The 15,444-nt window shown below is 69.6% G+C and carries 12 protein-coding genes; 2 read left to right on the top strand and 10 right to left on the bottom strand.

Features of this window, described 5'->3' with window-relative positions; translation table 11 throughout:
* Window positions 1-89 precede the first annotated feature (89 nt).
* From BIV04_RS05735 to BIV04_RS05725, 3 genes are read right to left on the bottom strand one after another with little or no spacing between them, the layout of a single operon-like run.
* Window positions 90-2,555, bottom strand: a complete 2,466-nt coding sequence (locus BIV04_RS05735; protein ID WP_177174773.1) for an ABC transporter permease — start codon at window positions 2,553-2,555, stop codon at window positions 90-92.
* Window positions 2,515-3,288: an ABC transporter ATP-binding protein gene (locus BIV04_RS05730; protein WP_071255084.1), complete on the bottom strand. Its 774-nt coding sequence runs from the start codon at window positions 3,286-3,288 to the stop codon at window positions 2,515-2,517. The genes BIV04_RS05735 and BIV04_RS05730 overlap by 41 nt, the downstream gene beginning before the upstream one ends.
* The gene (locus BIV04_RS05725; protein WP_177174772.1) at window positions 3,285-4,043 is read right to left on the bottom strand and encodes a lysophospholipid acyltransferase family protein; all 759 of its coding nucleotides are present in this window, start codon (window positions 4,041-4,043) and stop codon (window positions 3,285-3,287) included. Before BIV04_RS05725 ends, BIV04_RS05730 begins: the two co-directional genes overlap by 4 nt.
* A gap of 505 nt (window positions 4,044-4,548) precedes the next feature.
* On the opposite strand from BIV04_RS05725, the gene BIV04_RS05720 reads away from it, so the two are divergent.
* Complete coding sequence (locus BIV04_RS05720; RefSeq protein WP_071255082.1) at window positions 4,549-5,127, top strand: LuxR C-terminal-related transcriptional regulator; 579 nt, start codon at window positions 4,549-4,551, stop codon at window positions 5,125-5,127.
* 146 nt (window positions 5,128-5,273) lie between these two features.
* On the opposite strand, the gene araA is transcribed toward BIV04_RS05720, so the two are convergent.
* From araA to chvE, 7 genes are all read right to left on the bottom strand, one after another.
* On the bottom strand, window positions 5,274-6,791 hold the full coding sequence (araA, locus tag BIV04_RS05715; RefSeq protein WP_071255319.1) for an L-arabinose isomerase: 1,518 nt from the start codon (window positions 6,789-6,791) through the stop codon (window positions 5,274-5,276).
* Window positions 6,792-6,799: 8 nt separating this feature from the next.
* On the bottom strand, window positions 6,800-7,513 hold the full coding sequence (locus tag BIV04_RS05710) for an L-ribulose-5-phosphate 4-epimerase (RefSeq protein ID WP_043595113.1): 714 nt from the start codon (window positions 7,511-7,513) through the stop codon (window positions 6,800-6,802).
* Window positions 7,510-9,327, bottom strand: coding sequence for a ribulokinase (gene araB, locus BIV04_RS05705; RefSeq protein WP_071255081.1), 1,818 nt, complete (start codon window positions 9,325-9,327; stop codon window positions 7,510-7,512). The genes BIV04_RS05710 and araB overlap by 4 nt, the downstream gene beginning before the upstream one ends.
* A 92-nt stretch (window positions 9,328-9,419) precedes the next feature.
* Window positions 9,420-10,409 carry a LacI family DNA-binding transcriptional regulator gene (locus tag BIV04_RS05700; protein WP_071255079.1) on the bottom strand — a complete coding sequence of 330 codons (990 nt, stop codon included), beginning with the start codon at window positions 10,407-10,409 and terminating at the stop codon, window positions 9,420-9,422.
* A 158-nt stretch (window positions 10,410-10,567) separates the two neighbouring features.
* Complete coding sequence (mmsB, locus tag BIV04_RS05695) at window positions 10,568-11,836, bottom strand: multiple monosaccharide ABC transporter permease (RefSeq protein ID WP_083396187.1); 1,269 nt, start codon at window positions 11,834-11,836, stop codon at window positions 10,568-10,570.
* On the bottom strand, window positions 11,823-13,373 hold the full coding sequence (gene mmsA, locus BIV04_RS05690; protein ID WP_071255077.1) for a multiple monosaccharide ABC transporter ATP-binding protein: 1,551 nt from the start codon (window positions 13,371-13,373) through the stop codon (window positions 11,823-11,825). The genes mmsB and mmsA overlap by 14 nt, the downstream gene beginning before the upstream one ends.
* 102 nt (window positions 13,374-13,475) lie before the next feature.
* Window positions 13,476-14,630, bottom strand: a complete 1,155-nt coding sequence (chvE, locus tag BIV04_RS05685) for a multiple monosaccharide ABC transporter substrate-binding protein (RefSeq protein WP_071255075.1) — start codon at window positions 14,628-14,630, stop codon at window positions 13,476-13,478.
* A 470-nt stretch (window positions 14,631-15,100) separates the two neighbouring features.
* Between chvE and BIV04_RS05680 the strand changes: the two genes are divergently transcribed.
* Complete coding sequence (locus tag BIV04_RS05680) at window positions 15,101-15,406, top strand: hypothetical protein (RefSeq protein ID WP_071255073.1); 306 nt, start codon at window positions 15,101-15,103, stop codon at window positions 15,404-15,406.
* Window positions 15,407-15,444 lie beyond the last annotated feature (38 nt).

Genomic DNA, 15,444 nt, shown 5'->3' with positions numbered 1-15,444 from the left:
GAATTGCAGACGGCCGTCGGTGAGCTGGACGACGACGATGCTGTCTCGCAGACGGGGGCGAGCGGTTGAGCCCGATCTCGCATCACCGCTCATGACGTGCCCCTCAGAATCGTCAGGGGCTCCGTGCGGGAGGCCCGCAGGACCGGACCCACGGCGGCGAAGGCGAGAGCGATCGCCGTCACGCCGACGATTCCCGCGGTCGTCGCAGGTTCGACCGCCGGGTCGACCCCCACGCCGAGGAGCCTCGAGACGATCCGTGTCCCGAAAGCACCCCCGAACGAGCCGAGGAGCAGTCCCGCACTCAGCGACGCCACGGCGATCACGGTGGCATCCCAGGCGACGAGAGCACCGACGCCGCGACGTCGGCACCCCACGGTGCGGAGCACGGCGAGTTCACCGCGCCGCGCTTCGACGTCGAGGCTCAACGTGCTGCTGGCGCCCAGCGCCCCGAGGGCCAGCGTCACCGTCACCGCGGCGAAGAGTCCTGCGGTGAGGGCTGCCGTCTCGGAGGCGGCTCGATCCCTCGTCGCCTCGGCAGTGATGACGTCGACACCGGGCACACCGACCACCTGAGCGGTGATGCGGTCTGACAAGTCGGCGACGTTGACCCCGTCGTTTGCCGACACGTCCCACCGAGAGACCCCCGTGACACCGAGTTCCCGCGCCGTCCTGCGGTCGATGACGACCTGTTGCCCCGTGGCCACCGAGGTGAAGAGCCCGACGACTTCGAGGGGCACCTGGGTCCCCCCGGCCGACACGACGACCTCGTCGCCCGGGGCCACCGTCAGGGACTCGGCGACCCCCCTCGGCAGGGCGATCCCCCCACCGGCCCTCAGCAACTCGACACCTCTCGATCCGCCGCCGGCGGACCACGCGAGCCCCGACACGTCGAACCAGGTCTCGGGGTCGACGGCCTGGAAGGGCACGTCGAGTTCGGCGGACGCGGACCGGACGGTGGCCTCTCCGGACACCGACCGCGCGACGTCCCGGACGCCGTCGACGGCGATCGTCGGCTCGGCGTCGTCCGACAAGGGCACGACCGAGGTGACTTGCACGTCGGCCCCGAACTGCCGATCGATCTGTTCCCCTGTCGCGGAGGCGACGGCACCGACGGATGTGGCGAGCGACACCGCACCGAAGACGACAAGGGTGAGGGCCCCGGTCACCGTCGACCTGCCGCGGGTCGGTCGGCGACGCGCCAGGTCGGCTGCCCACTGGAGCCTGGCCGCCAGTGCAGCCAAGGGCGCGATCGCGAGGCGGGAGAGCGCCAGCGCGCAGGCTGCCAGGGCGACCAGGCCCAGAGCGTCGAGGAAGGCGCCTGTGTCGAGGGCCCAGATCACCATCGCCGAGAGCGACGCGACCACGACGCCCGCGACGGCTCGTCGCCGCGGCAACGATCCGGTCGACCCGTCTGCGGGGTCGACGCCCCTCACGACGAACGCCGGCGAAATTCGACGGACGTCGGCGACGGCTCGGCGGGCTCCGAGCACGGCGGAGATCGCTCCGGCCAGCACACCGAGACCGACCGAGAGGGTGAGAGTCGACAGAGACGGAGTCGCCCCGTCCGTCCGACTCATCACCACCGCAGCGCCGGCGACGCCGACCGCGACGCCCACGACCGTTCCGGCCGCTGCGACCATGGTGACCTCGGCGCCGACCGACGAGACCAACCACCGCGTCGACGCGCCCGTGGCCAGCATCACACCGTAGGTGCGGCGCCGTGCCCGGACGGCAGCCGTGCTCGCCAGTGAACCGAGCAGTGCCGACACGGCGAGGGCGACCAGAGCGAGCCCTGCCATGACCGTCGTCACGGCCGTTTCGATGGGACCGAGGCCGTCTGCCACGGCCGACGTGTCCTGGAAGACGGCTCCGGCCGGGAGCGCCGCTCGGTGTTCTGCTGCCCAGGTGGACGCGACTGCAGGATCGAGCTCGAGGTCGAGACGGGTGAGGTCACCCTCGAGCCCGAACGCCCTCTGGACCACGTCGAGGTCGGTGAAGACGTTGTCCCGGGCGAAGACACCCAACGACCGGGGGTCGACGAGCCCCACCACGTCGAACGAGCGGACGCCCGAGGGAGTCGTCAACGAGATCCGACTCCCCAGGGAGGCGCTCATGCGGTCTGCGACATCGGTCGGCACCAGGAGCTCGTCCGAGCCCGGCCGAGGAGCTCGACCGTCGGTGACCACCCGGGAGGCGAGCGAGTCCGGCCCGGCCGGGGCACCGGTCAGGAGGAGGGTGTCCGCCTCACCCGTCGTGCCGACGGCGACCGTCTCTCGACTCAGGGTCGGGAGCGACGACACGACACCGGGATCGGCGGCGAGTGCGTCCACGAGACCCTCGTCGACGAACTCGCGATCGACCGCGGGGACGATGCCGACGTCCCCGAACGTGAGCAATGAGTCGATCCCGTCGACGACCGTCTGGCGCGCCGTCAGCCCGGTGACGAGTGCTGCCGTGAGAAGGGCGACCCCCAAGGCTGCCGTGAGGGCGGTGAGCCCCGCCCGCCGCCGTCCGTCAGCGATGTTCCGCCAACCAAGCGCGAACGCGTTCTTCATGGGCCCTCCCCTCGGCGCTGTCGGTTGTGGCCGCCGGTGTGAAGCGTTCGTCGGCGATGACTCGGCCGTCTCGCAGGACGATGATCCTGTCGGCGATGCAGGCGGTCTCGAGGTCATGGGTGACCACCACGACCGCTGATGCCTGGTCGTCCACGACCACGGCCCGGAGCAGCCTCAGGACATCCCGTGAGGTCGCACTGTCCAGCGCGCCGGTCGGTTCGTCCGCGAGGACGAGAGACGGACGGGAGAAGAGCGCGCGAGCCAGGGCCACACGCTGGGCCTCTCCGCCCGACAAAGTGGCCGGACGAGCCGGCCCGAGACCGTCGAGGCCGAGTTCATCGAGTAGCGCGTGCGCTCGATCCGCCCATTCCGAGCGGCGTCTTCCCGCGACGAGTGACGTGAGCGCGACGTTCTCGAGCACCGACAGGGTCGGGACGAGGTGGGAGTCCTGGAAGACGAATCCGATGCGATCTCTACGCAGGACGGTGCGCTCCGCCTCGGAGAGGGAGGAAAGGGTCATTCCGTCGAAGACGATCTGTCCGTGATCGGGGGTGTCGAGGGCACCGACCATCTGCACCAGAGTCGACTTGCCCGAGCCGGAGCGACCGACGATCGCGACGATCGCGCCCTCGTGAAGGTCCAACGAGACACGGTCGACGGCGGGCGGTCTCCCGCCACCGCTCTCGAAGAGCCGTGACACTTCTCGGATCTCGACGAGCGGAACCGTGGTCACGCCGCCGACTCCGTCCGCATCAGATCGAAGTCGGTCCACATCTCCCAGTCGCCGGCGCGGCCGTCGAGGATGAGCCTCTCGATGAGTCGCCACAACGCGACCGTTGACCCCTGGACCTCGACGTCATCTGTCGGGGCCGGAATCGCCGGGTGGATCGTCAGGACGAACTGTGCTTCTCCCGTCCGGTCGAGGTGCATCGGGAGCATGGGTGCGCCCGCGGCACGACTCATGAGGGCCGGCCCCTGCGGCGCGAAGACGGAAGCCCCCAGGAACGGGACGACGGTGTGGTGACGGCCTCGGCCTCTGGGGTCGAACTCGGGGAACATCGCGAAGACGAGTCCATCTCTCAGCGCCTGGAGCCCATTTCGGAAGGTCGCGTCGTCGTCGACGGCGAAGGCGTCGACATCGAGAGAGGGAAACGCCCGATCCCGGAGCTCGTCGAAGTTCATCCTGTTGAAGACGAAGCGCGTGGGGTGTCGGTGCGCGACGATCGGCGGGACGACGTAGGACGCCCCGAAGTGCAGAGGCAGGGCCAGGGCACCACGGCCGTGCTCCATCGCCTCGTCGAGGTGCTCGCCGCCACGAACCTCGACGACCTCGTCCAGCCGAGCTCGGTCGTCGAGCCACAGCGTGACGAACGTCGACTCGAATTGCATCCGAGGCCCGTAGTCGCCGTATCGTCCAGCTGCAGCGTCGATGTCGACGGAGGCGAGACCCGGCAAGCCCCCCATGGCGGCACGGGCCTTGGCCGCCATGCCGGCGCTCGTGTCGGACGGGTCAGCGATCGAGTCGTAGGCGGGCAGGTCGAACCGGGCGATGTCGTTCATGAGTCGCCACGCTGCAGCGGGCCCGGCGGCGCGGAGCGCCGACCAGAGACGTTCGTATCGGACGACCTCGAAGAGGGTGAAGACGGGAAGGGACATGTCGACTTTCGGGAGATGCGGTCACCGGACTGACAGAGAAGGCGGACCGCCCGACGGGCGGCCCGCCTCGGCTGTCAGGTGCAGAGGCACCCGCCGTTGCAGCGTGCTGCGCTACCCGGCTTGAGCGTCGTGCTCTCGATCTTGTTCATGCGTTCCCTCCTCCCACGTCGAATCGACTGGACACCTCCGAGTCTCGGCATCGGCAGCTCGACTGGAAAGTCACGGCCGTCACGAAATCACTACGCATGCGTCACGTCGACGTCATGAGACATACTGGTCATGAATTCGACGACGAGTGGGGGATGCCTTGGCACACGACGGAACGATCGGAGTTCGCGTGGTCGCCGACGATGTGCTCACGCGGTCGGCGATCGAGGCGTGCATCCGTGTCACGCCGGGGCTGACACCCGTCACGATGCACGACCCCGCGAAGCCCGCCTCCGAACCGGGGCCTCCCCCCCGAAGCGTGCTGGTCATAGACGCCGACGACCACCCCGACGTCGTGGACGACGCCCGGCGACTGCGCCAGGGGCACGATGCCGTCGTGGTCCTGGGTCGCCGCTTGCCCGCCGTCCTCGTCCGTCAGATCGTCCGGTCGGGCATCGGCGCGGTCGTCTCGAAGCGGGCCAGCATCGACGAACTCCTCGCCGTGGTCCGGCGCACGGCTGCCGGAGAAGACCACGTCGACCCGAGGTTGGCCGCCACGGTCCTCCGCGCCGAGGCGTGCCCGCTCACGGCACGCGAGCGTGACGTCCTCCGCCTCGTCGACCGGTCGCTCTCGACCCGACAGTGCGCCGCCGAACTGCACCTCGCCGAGGGCACGGTGCGCAACCTGATCTCGTCCGCCGTCCGCAAGGTCGGGGCGCCCGACCGCGGACGGGCCGCCTCGGACGCGCGAGATCTCGGCTGGATCTAGACCCGCGCCTCCTCGGGGCCAACGCCCGACGAGCGGGCCCGGCCATCGCAACGACGAGTGGTCCCGCACCGTCGTCCGCCGTGGGGCGAAGGACGATCCGGGACCACTCGATGCGCGACCTGCGCGAGACGCGCGAGCCGCGAGGCCTACAGGCCGCGGGCGAGGCGGTGGTACGCGGCGTTCCAGGCGACCTCGTGACGGAAGTCGCGGATGCGGGTGTCCTCGTCGATGACGAGCAGCTCGGTCTCGACGATGCGCGCGAGGTCTTCGAAGGCCTCGAGCCCGACCGCGGTCGACATCACCGTGTGGTGGGCGGCGCCGGCCGTCAGCCATGCCTCGGCCGACACGGCGAACGACGGCCGGGGCTTCCACACCGCGCGCCCCACCGGCAGGTTCGGCAGGTCCTCGTCGGGGTCGACCACGTCGACCACGTTGACCGTCAGGCGGAACCGGTCGCGCACGTCGCTCATCGCGACGACGACGGCCGGGCCGGGGTCGGCCGAGAAGACCAGGCGCACCGGGTCGTCCTTGCCGCCGATGCCGAGCGCGTGCACCTCGAGCGAGGCGCGCCCCGACGTCAGCGCCGGGCTGACCTCGAGCATGTGCGCCCCGAGGATCTTCTCCTCGCCGGGCACGAGGTGGTACGTGTAGTCCTCCATCAAGGAGGCGCCACCCGGCAACCCGGCGCCCATCACGTTGGCCGCACGCACCAGCACCGAGGTCTTCCAGTCACCCTCGGCCCCGAAGCCGTAGCCCTCGGCCATCAGGCGCTGGACCGCGAGGCCGGGCAGCTGCTTCAGTGCGCCCAGGTCTTCGAAGTTCGTGGTGAAGGCGCTGAACCCGCCGGCCTCGAGGAACGAGCGCAGACCGATCTCGATCGCGGCACCGTCACGCAGCGACTGGTGACGCTCGCCACCGGCTCGCAGCGCGGGGACGACGTCGTACTCGGCCTCGTACACCGCGACGAGCTCGTCGATCGCCGTCTCGGACGCCGCGGCGACGGCCTCGGCCAGCTCGTTGACGCCCCAGGTGTTGACCTGGACGCCGAAGGCCAGCTCGGCCTCGGTCTTGTCGCCCTCGGTCACGCCGACGAAGCGCATGTTGTCGCCGAAGCGGGCCAGCTTGAGCGAGCGCATGGCCGAGGCCCCCGCGGCGGCGCGCATCCAGGTGCCCACCTGCTGCTGCACGCGCGGGTCGCTGACGTGGCCGACGACCGTCTTGCGCGGCACGCCGAGACGGGTCTGCATGTAGCCGAACTCGCGGTCGCCGTGGGCGGCCTGGTTGAGGTTCATGAAGTCGAAGTCGATGTCGGCCCAGGGCAGCGCGACGTTCGCCTGCGTGTGCAGGTGGAGCAGCGGCTTGCGCAGCGCGTCGAGGCCGCCGATCCACATCTTGGCCGGGCTGAACGTGTGCATCCAGGCCGTGACGCCGATGACCGAGTCGTCGAGGTTCGCCTCGAGCATGGTGCGACGGATCGCGTCGGCGTCGGTCAGCACGGGCTTCCAGACGAGGCGCACGGGCACGTCGGAGGCGGCGGCGAGTTCGTCGGCGATGGCACGCGACTGGTCGGCGACCTGCTTCAGCGTCTCTTCGCCGTAGAGGCCCTGGCTGCCGGTGAGGAACCACACCTCTCGCGAGGCGAGGAAGGCGGTGGGGTCGAGGATGTCGTTCGTCACTTCAGTTCTCCTGCCGGCGCTTGGCCGTAGACATTTTGGTACCGGTCGAAGAGGGCGTCGATGCTCTCTGCCGGGATGGGGATGGGTTCGCCGAGCTGGCGGGTGATGTGGACGGTGCGCGCGACGTCCTCGGTCATGACGGCGGCCTTGACCGCGTCGCGGGCGTCCTTGCCGATCGTGAACACGCCGTGGTTCTGCATGAGCACGGCCCGGCTGCGGTGCCCCTCGAGGGTCGCGACGATGCCGCGGCCGATCGAGTCGTCGCCGATGATGGCGAACGGCCCGACGGGGATCTCGCCGCCGAACTCGTCGGCCATCGCCGTGATGACGCACGGGATCGCCTCGCCGCGGGCGGCCCAGGCCGTGGCGTAGGTCGAGTGCGTGTGCACCACTCCCCCGACGTGCGGCATGGTGCGGTAGACGTAGGCGTGCGCGGCGGTGTCGCTCGACGGGCTGCGGTCGCTGCCCGGAGTGCCCTCGACCACGGTGCCGTCGAGGCGGCAGAGGATCTGGTTCTCAGCCGTCAGGTCGTCGTAGAGCACGCCGCTCGGCTTGATGACGAAGAGGTCGGTGCCGGGCACGCGACCCGAGACGTTGCCGCCCGTCCAGACGACGAGCCCGTAGCGCACGAGTTCGGCGTGCAGCGTCGCGACGTCTTCTCGGGTCGCGTCGATGGCCGCCTGCGTCGAGCGGTCGATCCAGCCGGTCATGCGGTCACCTGCGCGTCGCTCGTGGCGGACGCGGTGGCGTCCTGCTCGACCGCGTCCGTGCCCCGGGCGCTCCCGGCGGTCGCCGAGGGACCCGAGGAGGCGCGGGTCGCCTCACGACGCATCGCGCGCAGGCGGTGCATCACGTCGTTGCCGCCCCGACCGAACCAGTCGTGCAGCAGGAGGTACTCGGCGTAGAGCGCGTCGTACGCGTCGGCGGCCGCCTCGTCGGGCACGTAGGTCGCCCGGTCGACGCTGCCCATGGCCTCGGCCGCCGACCGGATGTCGGGGTAGGCGCCCGCGGCGACGGCGGCGTGGATGGCCGACCCGAGGGCGGGACCCTGCTCGCTCGTGATGGTCGAGATCGGCAGGCGCAGCACGTCGCTGTAGGTCTGCATGAGGTGCGCGTTCTTGAGCAGGCCGCCCGCGGCGATGAACTCGGTGACCGGCACCCCGGACTCTTCGAAGGCCTGCACGATGCGGCGGGTGCCGAAGGCCGTGGCCTCGAGCAGCGCGCGGTAGCCCTCTTCGGGCGTCGTGCTGAGCGTCTGGCCCACGATGACGCCGCTCAGCTCGTGGTCGACGAGCACCGAGCGGTTGCCGCTGTGCCAGTCGAGGGCGACGAGGCCGTGGGCCCCGACGGGCTGCTCGTAGGCGAGGTCGGTGAGGTGCTGGTGCACGCTCTTGCCGGCCGCCACGGCGGCGTCGACCGACGACTGCGGCACCTGGTTCTTCACGTACCAGGCGAAGATGTCGCCGACGCCGGACTGGCCCGCCTCGTAGCCGTAGAGCCCGTCGACGATGCCGCCGTCGACGACGCCGCACATGCCGGGCACCTCGGCCAGTTTGTCGCCGTTCATGACGTGGCACGTGCTCGTGCCCATGATGGCGACCATCTGGCCGGGCTGGGTGGCCTTGGCGGCCGGGGCGGTGACGTGCGCGTCGACGTTGCCGACGGCCACGGCGATGCCCTCGGGCAGGCCCGTCCAGCCGGCGGCCTCGGCCGTCAGCGTGCCCGCGACGTCGCCCAGGGCGCCGATCTCGTGCACGACCTTGGTCTCGGCGAAGTCGGCGAAGTCGGGGTTCAGCGCGGCGAGGAACTCGCGGCTGGGGTACTCGCCGTCCTGGTAGATGCCCTTGTACCCGGCGGTGCAGGCGTTGCGCACGTACCGGCCGCTGAGCTGCCAGACGATCCAGTCGGCGGCCTCGACCCAGTGCTCGGTCGCGGCGTAGACCTCGGGGTCCTCTTCGAGCAGCTGCAGGCCCTTGGCGAACTCCCACTCGCTCGAGATGAGCCCGCCGTACCGGGGCAGCCACGACTCTCCGCGCTCGGCGGCCAGCTCGTTGATGCGGTCGGCCTGGCCCTGGGCGGCGTGGTGACGCCACAGCTTGACGAAGGCGTGCGGTCGGTCGGCGAAGCGGTCGAGCTCGTTGAGCGGGGTGCCGTCGGCCGTGGTCGGCACCATGGTGCAGGCGGTGAAGTCGGTGCCGATGCCGACGACCGCGGACGCGTCGACGCCCGACGCACGGAGGGCCTCGGGCACCGCGTTCTTCAGAACGTCGACGTAGTCGGACGGCACCTGCAGGGCCCAGTCGGCGGGGAGGCGCTCGCCCGTGCCGGGGAGGGTGCGGTCGACGACGGCGTGCGGGTACTCGAACGTGGCACTGGCCAGTTCGGCACCGTCGCGGACCCGCACGACGACGGCCCGGCCGCTGAGCGTGCCGTAGTCGACGCCGACGACGTACGTGTCGGCCGAGCTGCCGGCGGGGTCGGGGGCCGCGGGCGACGAGTCGGAGGGGATGGCGGTCTCAGCCATGGAACGTCCTTGTCCTGATGCGAAAGTGAGCGCTCACATTCTCACATGAGCGAGTGCGACCGTGCAATCTCGCACGGCCTGGTCGGAGCCCGTCAGCGGGCGGGGACCGCCGTCGACCGGCGGACGACGAGTTCGGGGTCGAGCGCCGCCACGGGCGCCTCGTCGCCGGCGAGCACGGCCTCGACGGTCGTCATGAGACGGCGTCCCAGCGCCTCGAAGTCCTGCCGCACGGTGGTCAGCGGCGGGACGAAGTGCTCGGCCTCGGGGATGTCGTCGAAGCCGACGATGCTGACGTCGCGCGGCACGACCCGACCGGCGTCGACGTAGGCGTGCACGACGCCGAGCGCCATCTGGTCGTTGCCGCAGAACACGGCCGTCACGTCGTCGCGGACGGCGAGCTCGCGACCGATGCGATGACCCGAACCCGGCGTCCAGTCGCCGCGCAGCAGCACCGTCGAGTCGACGCCGAGCCGGGCGCAGGCCTCGCGCCAGCCCCGCTCGCGGTCGCGGCCGTCCATCCACCCGTCGGGCCCGGCGACGTGCGCGATGCGACGGTGACCGAGGGACACGAGGTGCTCGACGGCGGCCTCGGCCCCGGCGGCCTGGTCGAACGACACCGTGTGGTGGCCGTCCTCGGCCTCGCTGTCGGCCGTGACGAGCGGCACCGACACCCCGGAGCGCCGCAGCACCTCGAGCGCTTCGGCGTCGGGGGCGATGAGCACGATGGCCGCCACGTTCTGGCCCACCAGCGAGTCGAGCGCCTGCCGCATGCCCTGCCGGTCGTCGACGTCGAGGGTGGCCATCGACACCTGGTAGCCGGCGCGACGGGCCGCGCCGTTGAAGCCGTGCATGGTGCTCGACGGCCCGTAGAACGGGAACCCCGTGCTGATCACGCCGAGCGACTTCGTCTTGCGGCTGGCCAGGGCGCGGGCGGTCAGGCTGGGCCGGTAGTTGAGCTCGTCGATGGCGACGTCGACCTTGGCCTTGGTGGCGGGACGGACGGTGGGGTCGCCGTTGACGACCCGCGACACGGTCTGGTGCGAGACGCCGGCCGCGGCCGCGACGTCGAAGAGGGTTGCCACGAGGTGATCCTAGTTCGGTTCGGTTTTCGGGACGTCGGTGTCCTGCGCGGCCGGCCCGCGCCTCCTGCGGCCTGGTCGGTGCCCGCCGAGGGCGGGGAGACGAGGAGGCGCGGCTCCCGTGACCGGGAACCGCGCCTCTCGCGGATGGTTGCGACTCGTTACTTGCCGGACGAGGCGGCGCGACGCTTGTTGAAGACGTCGAACGCGACCGCGGCGAGCAGCACGAGGCCCTTGATGAGGGACTGGTACTCGGTGCCGACACCGAGGATCGACATGCCGTTGTTCAGGATGCCGATGATGAGACCACCGACGATGGCGCCGGTGACCGTGCCGATGCCACCGGTGACGGCGGCGCCACCGATGAAGACGGCCGCGATGGCGTCGAGCTCGAACCCGTTGCCCGCGCTGGGGCTGGCGAGGTTGAGCTGACCGGTGAAGACGACGCCGGCCAGTGCCGCGATGACGCCCATGTTGACGAACAGCAGGAACGTGACGCGCTTGGTCTTGACGCCGGACAGCTCGGCGGCGTGCAGGTTGCCACCGATCGCGTAGACGTGACGACCGAACACCGAGTTCTTCATGACCATCGAGTACGCGACGACGAGCACGGCGAGCACGACCAGCACGATCGGGGTGCCCGAGTAGCTGGCGAGCAGGAACCCGATGTACATGACGAGGGCGACCGTGAAGACCATCTTCGTGATGAACCACAGGAAGGGCTCGTCCTCGAGCTGGTACTTGCGACGCGTCGCACGTCCGCGGAGGCCGGTGCCGATGAGGGCCAGCGAGGCGACGGCGCCGAGGACGAGCGTGAGCGGCTCGTAACCGGTCGTGCCGAAGGCGGGCAGGAAGCCCGATCCGATGTCACGGAACCCCTGGGGGAAGGGCGAGATCTGCTGGCTCTGGAGGGCGATCTGGGCGGCACCGCGGAACGCGAGCATGCCGGCCAGGGTGACGATGAACGCCGGGATGCCGAAGTAGGCGATCCAGAAGCCCTGCCAGGCCCCGACCAGGGCGCCCAGCACGAGGCAGAGCACCACGGCGAGCGGCCAGGGCAGGCCCCACTGCGTGATCATGACGCCGGCCATCGCACCGGTGAAGGCGACGATGGACCCGACCGAGAGGTCGATGTGGCCGGCGATGATGACCATCACCATGCCGATGGCCAGGATCAGGATGTAGCTGTTCTGCACGACCAGGTTCGACACGTTGATCGGTGCCAACGTGATGCCGTTCGTGGTGATCTGGAAGAACAGCACAATCACGATCAGCGCGATGAACAGGCCGATCTGGCGCAGCTGACCGCCGAGGTACGAGACCGCACCGACGATCGGGTTGCCGCCCGAGCCGGACTGCGGCTGACGGGAGGTGGGTGACCCGCCCGTGGGCTTCGGGTCGGTGGCCTGGGTGGGGCTAGGCGCGCTCATTGACGGGGCTCTCTCGTTCGAGGGTCATGTACTTCAGGAGGAATTCGGGGGTCGCCTCGGCGATCGGCACGTCGGCCGTGATGCGTCCCTCCGAGAGGGTGTAGATGCGGTCGCAAATGCCGAGCAGTTCGGGCAGCTCGGACGAGATGACGATGACGCCCTTGCCCGCGTCGGCGAGCTGGTTGATGATCGTGTAGATCTCGTACTTGGCACCGACGTCGATGCCGCGGGTGGGCTCGTCGAGGATCAGCACGTCGGGGTCGGCGTACATCCACTTCGACAGCACGACCTTCTGCTGGTTGCCGCCCGAGAGCTTGCCCGTCACCGACGCCACCGTGGGCGCCTTGATGTTCATGCTCTTGCGGAAGCGCTCGGCGACGGTGCTCTCTTCGGACCGGTTGACGAAGCCCCAGTTCGCGAGCTTGCCGAGGGCCGAACCCGAGACGTTGCGCGTGATGTCGTCGATCAGGTTGAGGCCGTACTTCTTGCGGTCCTCGGTGGCGTAGGCCAGACCTGCGGCGATGGCCTTGCTGACCGTCGACGTGTCGATCTTCTGCCCGCGCTTGTAGACGGTGCCCGAGATGCCGGTGCCGTAGCTCTTGCCGAAGACGCTCATCGCGAGCTCGGTGCGCCCGGCGCCCATCAATCCCGCGATGCCGACGATCTCGCCCGCCTTCACGGTGAGGTTCGCCTGGTGGATGATCTCGCGCGTCGCGTCGAGGGGGTGGTGGACGGTCCAGTCCTCGATGCGCAGCAGTTCTTCGCCGACGGTCGACTCGTGGGCCGGGTACCGGCTCTCGAGGTCGCGGCCGACCATGCCCTTGATGATCCGGTCTTCCGACACCTCGTCGGCGTGCATGTCGAGCGTCTCGATCGTCTTGCCGTCACGGATGATCGTGACCTTGTCGGCGATCGCCTTGATCTCGTTCAGCTTGTGGCTGATGATGATCGACGTGATGCCCTGCCCCTGCAGGCTCTTGATCAGGTCGAGCAGGTGGGCCGAGTCGTCGTCGTTCAGCGCGGCCGTCGGCTCGTCGAGGATGAGGATCTTCACGCGCTTCGAGAGCGCCTTGGCGATCTCGACCAGCTGCTGCTTGCCGACTCCGATGTCGACCACCTTGGTGATCGGGTTGTCGCGCAGGCCGACGCGGGCCAGCAGGCCGGCGGCGTCGAGGTTGGTCTTGTTCCAGTCGATGAAGCCGTTCTTCGACTGCTCGTTGCCGAGGAAGATGTTCTCGGCGATCGACAGGAACGGGCTGAGCGCCAGCTCTTGGTGGATGATGACGACGCCCGCTGCCTCGGAGTCGTTGATGTTCTTGAAGTCGACGGGCTGGCCGTCGAGCAGGATCTGGCCGTCGAACGAGCCGCTCGGGTAGACGCCCGAGAGCACCTTCATCAGCGTCGACTTGCCGGCGCCGTTCTCGCCGCAGATCGCGTGGACCTGGCCGCGCTCGACCTCGAGCGTGACGTCCTGCAGGGCCTTGACGCCGGGGAACGTCTTGGTGATCTCCCGCATCTCGAGGATCGTGTTCGCCACGTGTTCCTTCTTCCGTGTGTCGGGTGGGTGCCGCTGGGGAGCAGGGAAACGAGGAGGCGCTGGTCGGCGACCGGCGCCTCCTCGGTTCTCGGGTGGAGGGACCTACTTGAGGTCGGCCTCGGTGTAGTAGCCGCTGTCGATCAGGACCTCTTTGTAGTTGTCCTTAGTGACGATGGTCGGCTGGAAGAGGAAGGTCGGGACGACCTTCTCGCCGTTGTCGTACGTCTTGTCGTCGTTCGTCTCGGGCGTCTTGCCGGTGAGCAGGTCGTCGGCCATGATCACGGACTGGTCGGCGAGCTGACGGGTGTCCTTGTAGATGGTCGAGTACTGCTGACCCTCGATGATCGACTTGACCGAGGCGGCCTCGGCGTCCTGGCCGGTGATGACCGGCAGGGCGTCGCTGGAGTAGCCGGCACCCTCGAGCGCCGAGATGATGCCGATCGAGATGCCGTCGTAGGGCGAGAGCACGCCGTCGAGCTTGGTGCCGCCCGAGTAGGTCGAGGCGATCAGGTTCTGCATGCGGGCCTTGGCGGTGGCGGGGTCCCACTGCTGCGTCGCGGCCTGCGTGAACTGGTCCTGGCCGGAGCCGATGGTCAGCGAACCGTCCTCGATGTAGGGCTTGAGGGTGTCCATCGCGCCGTTGAAGAAGAAGGTCGCGTTGTTGTCGTCGGAGCTGCCGGCGAAGACCTCGATGGTCTTGGGCGAGGCGCCGTCGACCTTCTTGCCGTCGGCGTCGGCGAGGCCGAGACCGGTCAGCAGGCTGGTGCCCTGGTCGACGCCGACCTTGTAGTTGTCGAACGACACGTAGTAGTCGACGTTCTCGTTGCCCGTCAGCAGACGGTCGTACGAGATGACCTTGATGCCGGCCTTGGCGGCCGAGTCGAGCTGGTCGCTGAGCGAGCCACCGTCGATCGAGGCGACGATGAGGACCTTCGCGCCCTTGGTGATCATGTTGCTGATCTGCTGGACCTGCTGGGGGATCTTGTTGTCGGCGTACTCGAGGTCGACCTTGTAGCCCTTGTCTTCGAGGGCGCTCTTGACGGCGTCGCCGTCCTTGATCCAGCGCTCGGACACCTTGGTGGGCATCGCGACACCGACCAGCGCACCGGCGTTGTCGCCGCTGCTGCTGCCACCGGCGTCACCGCCGCGTCCGCCGCCGCCGCCGGAGCAGGCGGCCAGGGAGAATGCCATGCCGACGGCGACGATGCCGACGAGGAGCTTTTTCTTCACGGTTGTTCCATTCGTGTCAGGTGTCATCTCGACGGCGTCGTCGATGACGGGTGATGGTGCTGTGAGGGGATCTCTGTGGTGCTGGCGCTCGACGGCTCGGGTGGCCGGGGACGCGCCGGGCCGACGGGTGCGCGAGGCCTGCCCGTCGGGGCTGAGGGGGACGTCAGACCGGGGCGACCGCGAGGAGGCGCGGGGCGGGCGACGTACGGACGGCCGGTCGTGCGGCCGGGCGGCGGAGGGAGGAGCTGTTCACGGTTGACCTCTTCGTCAGGAATCGTGTGGCTGGGGTGTCGCGGAGTGGAGCGGGATGGCCCGTCGCGAGGACGGTCGAGCGCTGACCTGAGAATGTGAGCGCTCACATCGGGTGGTGCTGGGCAATACTGAACGAGGTCCAGGTGCTTGTCAAGTCGGATCGCGTCCGGCGTGTCGCCGCATGATTTACACGTTCGCCACACGCCGTTCACGCGCGTGAGCGGTCGTCACGTCACAGTGTGGCCATGATCACCGCGACCGCGACCGTCCACACGGCCCACGACGCCGCCGGGCTGTTCTGGTTGTCGCGTCGGCTGCTGGCCGAGCACCGGGCCGCGCGGGTCGAGGTGGGCCAGTACCTCGTGCAGCTCGCCGACGCCGGGACGGTCCTGCTGACCGAGCTGCCCGAGACCCTGCGGTTCGACGTCGTCGTGCGGGACGAGCTGACCGCACGCCGCACGCGCCGCGCTCTCGAGGCCGCCCTGGAGCGCTGCCTGCCCGGCACCGTCTCGGCCATGACCTGGCAGACCGAACCCCTCGTCGCCGTGTGAGGGCGGCCCGGCGCGACGCCCCCGAACCGGCACGACAC

This window comes from Frigoribacterium sp. MCBA15_019, assembly GCF_001864945.1.
GTDB lineage: Bacteria > Actinomycetota > Actinomycetes > Actinomycetales > Microbacteriaceae > Frigoribacterium.
Note: the sequence above shows the minus strand (reverse complement) of the source record. Positions and strands in the feature narration are given on the sequence as shown.